Annotated in this window: 6 protein-coding genes and 2 tRNA genes; 4 read left to right on the plus strand and 4 right to left on the minus strand. The window is 67.4% G+C overall.

The genetic code is table 11. The features are described from left to right. Together ACSHSS_RS15555 and ACSHSS_RS15560 are read left to right on the plus strand one after the other, a co-directional pair. The coding region (locus tag ACSHSS_RS15555; RefSeq protein ID WP_445545194.1) for a LysR substrate-binding domain-containing protein at positions 1–376 on the plus strand (376 nt) is incomplete at its 5' end. Between the two features lie 95 nt (positions 377–471). After that, positions 472–975 (plus strand): GAF domain-containing protein, encoded by a 504-nt coding sequence (locus ACSHSS_RS15560; RefSeq protein ID WP_048805078.1) that lies wholly within the window; start codon positions 472–474, stop codon positions 973–975. 108 nt (positions 976–1,083) lie between these two features. Here the strand turns inward: ACSHSS_RS15560 and map are convergent, their stop codons facing one another. Both map and ACSHSS_RS15570 read right to left on the minus strand, forming a co-directional pair. Beyond that, complete coding sequence (gene map / locus ACSHSS_RS15565) at positions 1,084–1,890, minus strand: type I methionyl aminopeptidase (RefSeq protein ID WP_006408149.1); 807 nt, start codon at positions 1,888–1,890, stop codon at positions 1,084–1,086. Beyond that, complete coding sequence (locus ACSHSS_RS15570; RefSeq protein ID WP_006401246.1) at positions 1,890–2,123, minus strand: ParD-like family protein; 234 nt, start codon at positions 2,121–2,123, stop codon at positions 1,890–1,892. Before ACSHSS_RS15570 ends, map begins: the two co-directional genes overlap by 1 nt. Before the next feature lie 169 nt (positions 2,124–2,292). Between ACSHSS_RS15570 and ACSHSS_RS15575 the strand changes: the two genes are divergently transcribed. Further along, positions 2,293–2,910 (plus strand): helix-turn-helix domain-containing protein, encoded by a 618-nt coding sequence (locus ACSHSS_RS15575; protein ID WP_445545195.1) that lies wholly within the window; start codon positions 2,293–2,295, stop codon positions 2,908–2,910. Between the two features lie 52 nt (positions 2,911–2,962). Beyond that, complete coding sequence (locus tag ACSHSS_RS15580) at positions 2,963–3,517, plus strand: GNAT family N-acetyltransferase (RefSeq protein WP_445545196.1); 555 nt, start codon at positions 2,963–2,965, stop codon at positions 3,515–3,517. Positions 3,518–3,624: 107 nt separating this feature from the next. On the opposite strand, the gene ACSHSS_RS15585 is transcribed toward ACSHSS_RS15580, so the two are convergent. Both ACSHSS_RS15585 and ACSHSS_RS15590 read right to left on the minus strand, forming a co-directional pair. After that, positions 3,625–3,698 (minus strand) — tRNA-Cys (locus ACSHSS_RS15585). Positions 3,699–3,798: 100 nt separating this feature from the next. Continuing rightward, positions 3,799–3,874, minus strand: a tRNA-Gly gene (locus ACSHSS_RS15590). Between the last annotated feature and the right edge of the window lie 2 nt (positions 3,875–3,876).

Consider the following 3,876-nt stretch of genomic DNA (forward strand, 5'->3'; position numbering starts at 1 on the left):
CGGCACGCCGGCGGTGCCCGCCGACCTCGCACGGCTACCGAGCCTCGATCACGGCGTGCCGCAGGCCGCGCACGTGTGGCGCCTGCGCGGGCCCGACGGCGCCAGCGCGGAAATCCATCACCAGCCGCGTTTCGTGACGGCAGGCATGCTCGCGCTGCGCGCGGCCGCCGTTGCGGGCGTCGGCATCGTGCAGTTGCCGACGATGATGGTGCGCGACGAACTCGCGCGCGGCACGCTCGTGACCGTGCTGCCCGACTGGGCGCCGCGCCGCGAGATCGTCCACGCGGTGTTCGCGTCGCGCCGCGGATTGCTGCCCGCCGTGCGCGCGCTGCTCGACTTTCTCGCGGCGCGGTTCGCGGAACTCGAACCCGACTGAGCCGGCGTGTTGCCGCGCGCTGCACGTCGCACGCGTGTGCCGTAGACTGCCGTACGCGCGTCGCGCGTTTTTCCAACCTTTACCGCTTTTCAGCCATGTTCACGTTGTCCCACGACCCCGATGCTTCCAAGGCCGATCAATACGCGACGCTCGTCGAGCAGGCGCGTGCGCTCGTCGAATCCGAACGCGATCTGATCGCGAACGCGGCGAACTTCTCTGCGCTCGTCTATCACTCGCTCGACCGGCTGAACTGGGCCGGCTTCTATTTCTTCGACGGCACCGAACTCGTCGTCGGCCCGTTCCAGGGCAAGCCCGCGTGCGTGCGGATCGCGCTCGGCAAAGGCGTGTGCGGGACGGCCGCGCAGTCGCGCGAAACGCAGGTCGTGCGCGACGTGCACGCGTTTCCCGGCCATATCGCGTGCGATGCGGCATCGGAATCGGAAATCGTCGTGCCGCTCGTCGCCGACGACGGCACGCTGATCGGCGTATGGGACGTCGATAGCCCCGTCGCCGCGCGCTTCGACGACGAGGATCGCCGCGGCATGGAGGCGCTGTGCCGCGTGTTCGTCGAACACGCGTGGCAAAAGACGCGCGGCTGAGCGGCGCGCGCCGCCAAACGAAACGGGCCCGATCGCATCGGGCCCGTTTCACTTCGGTTCAATGCCGGCGGCGACTTCGAAGAAGCCGGCCGCCACGCGGGGTGCGCGTCAGGCGACGCGCGTGCCCGGTAGCTCGGCGAACGCGGGCGGCCCCACGTCGTCGGTCAGCACTTCGTAGCCCTGCTCCGTCACGACGACCATGTGCTCCCATTGGGCGGACAGCGAATGGTCCTTCGTGACGACGGTCCAGCCGTCGCCGAGCACGCGCGTGTCGCGCTTGCCCGCGTTGAGCATCGGCTCGATCGTGAAAATCATGCCCGGCCGCAGCGGCAGGCCTGTGCCGGGGCGGCCGTAGTGCAGCACTTGCGGCTCGTCGTGATACACGTCGCCGATGCCGTGCCCGCAGTATTCGCGCACGACGCTGAACCCTTCGCGATGTGCGACCTGCTGGATCGCATAGCCGACGTCGCCAAGCGTCGCGCCCGGCCGTACCGCGCGGATGCCCGCATGCATCGCCTCGTACGTCGTCGCAACGAGGCGGCGCGCCAGCTCGCCCGGCTCGCCGACGAAGTACATGCGGCTCGTGTCGCCGAACCAGCCGTCCTTGATCACCGCGATGTCGAGGTTCACGATGTCGCCGTCGCGCAGCGGCCGCGACGACGGAATGCCGTGGCAGACGACGTGATTGACCGACGCGCAAACCGTCTTCGGATAGCCGTGATAGCCGATGTTGGCCGGAATCGCGCCGAGTTCGTCGACGATATAGCGGCGGCAGCGTTCGTCCAGTTCGTCGGTCGTGACGCCCGGCTTCACATATTCGCCGATCATCGTCAGCACCTGCGACGCGAGCTTGGCCGCCTCGCGCGACTTGGCGATGTCTTGCGGGTTGCGGATCGGGATTTCGCGCTTCGCCATTACGCCACCTGCTCGATGCGCCCGGCGACGGGCTCGGCCGCGCCCGTACCGCCGCGCGCCTCCGCCTCGATCAGCATCCGGCAGATGTCGCCGTACGACGCCGACGGGTTGAGCTCGGCCAGCATGCCGACCCGCAGCCAGTGCTCGGCCTGCGCGTTGATCGACCGGCTGAGCGCCGTGCTCGTCGAGCGCAGCCGCTCGTGCATGTGGTCGGAAATCTTGATGATGCCCATATGTCACCAATTATGCAAAGTGTAGTCGGAACGTATAATACGCCGCGTGCCGGCCGGCGGCAAGCCGCTTCGTCGCGTGGATGAGTGCCGTAGATGCAATGCGAGCGCATCGACGTTTCACTGCGAAGCGTTGACCGCTCATTCCATTTTGCTGGAAAATCCCTCCATCATGCAGGAATCTCCGCCTCCCACCGCCGACGACGCCGGCATCAACGAGCGCATCGCACGGCGCGTACGCGAGCTACGCACGCTGCGCGGCTACACGCTCGACGCGCTCGCGGCGCGCTGCGGCGTGAGCCGCTCGATGATTTCGTTGATCGAACGCGCGGCGGCCAGTCCGACCGCCGTCGTGCTCGACAAGCTCGCGGCCGGGCTCGGCATTTCGCTGGCCGGGTTGTTCGGCGGCGACGACGGCGCGCCCGCGCAGCCGCTCGTGCGGCGCGCGCAGCAGGCCGAATGGCGCGACCCGGCGTCCGGCTATGCGCGACGCAATCTGTCGCCGCCCGGCTGGCCGTCGCCGCTTCAGCTCGTCGAAGTCGACTTCCCGCCCGGCGCGCGCGTCGCGTACGACACCGGTGCGCGCGAGATCGCGTGGCACCAGCAGATCTGGGTCGTACGCGGCCGCATCGACGTCACGCTCGGCGCGACGCTGCATCAGCTTCACGAAGGCGACTGTCTGGCCATGCGGCTCGATCAGCCGCTGATCTTCAGCAACCCGTCGCTGCATGCGGCACGGTATATCGTCGCGATCTGCGATGCATCGGCCGCCGCGATCCGGGCCGCATGATGCAACGACGATCCGTGCGCGGCCCGTCCGCCCCATGTCTACAGGAGCTCGAATGACTTCCCCGAACCCGCCGCAGCGCGACGACGTGCGCCTGATCGATTGCACGGAGGCCGAGCACGCGCCGGCCATTCTGGAGATTCTGAACGACGCGATCGTCAACTCGACCGCGCTGTACGACTACAAGCCGCGTCCGCCCCAAGCGATGGCCGCATGGTTCGCGACGAAGCGTGCGAGCGGCTTTCCGGTCGTCGGCGCGGTGGATGCGGCAGGCACGCTGCTCGGCTTCGCCAGCTGGGGCACGTTCCGCGCGTTTCCCGCGTTCAAGTACACGGTCGAGCACAGCGTGTACGTGCATCGCGATCATCGCGGACGCGGGCTCGGCGAGTTGCTGTTGCGCGAACTGATCCGCCGCGCACACGATGCGGACGTGCATCTGCTCGTGGGCTGCATCGATGCGACCAACGCCGGCAGCATCGCGCTGCATACGCGGCTCGGGTTCGTCCATTCGGGGACGATCAAGGAAGCGGGATTCAAGTTCGGGCGATGGCTCGATGCGGCGTTCTATCAGCTGAGGCTCGATACGCCGAGCCGGCCGGTTGATGGGTGACGCGCGGTGTGCGTGCGTGCGCGGCTGCGCGCACGTTACGCCAAAGAAAAACGGCGACGATGAAAAAAGAAAAGCCCCGCCGAAGCGGGGCTTTTTCTCTTGCTACCTGGAGGCGCGAGCCGGAGTCGAACCGGCCTAAACGGCTTTGCAGGCCGCTGCATAACCGCTTTGCTATCGCGCCGAAAGCGGACTGCCGATGCCGTCGTGACGACACGCGACAGATTCTTATCCGACGACCGCCGAGGCCATCAAATAAAAAGGGAAGCGTGGCTTCCCATGTCTGGAGCGGGAGACGAGTCTCGAACTCGCGACCTCAACCTTGGCAAGGTTGCGCTCTACCAACTGAGCTACTCCCGCGT

It is taken from the genome of Burkholderia sp. BC1, assembly GCF_052683555.1.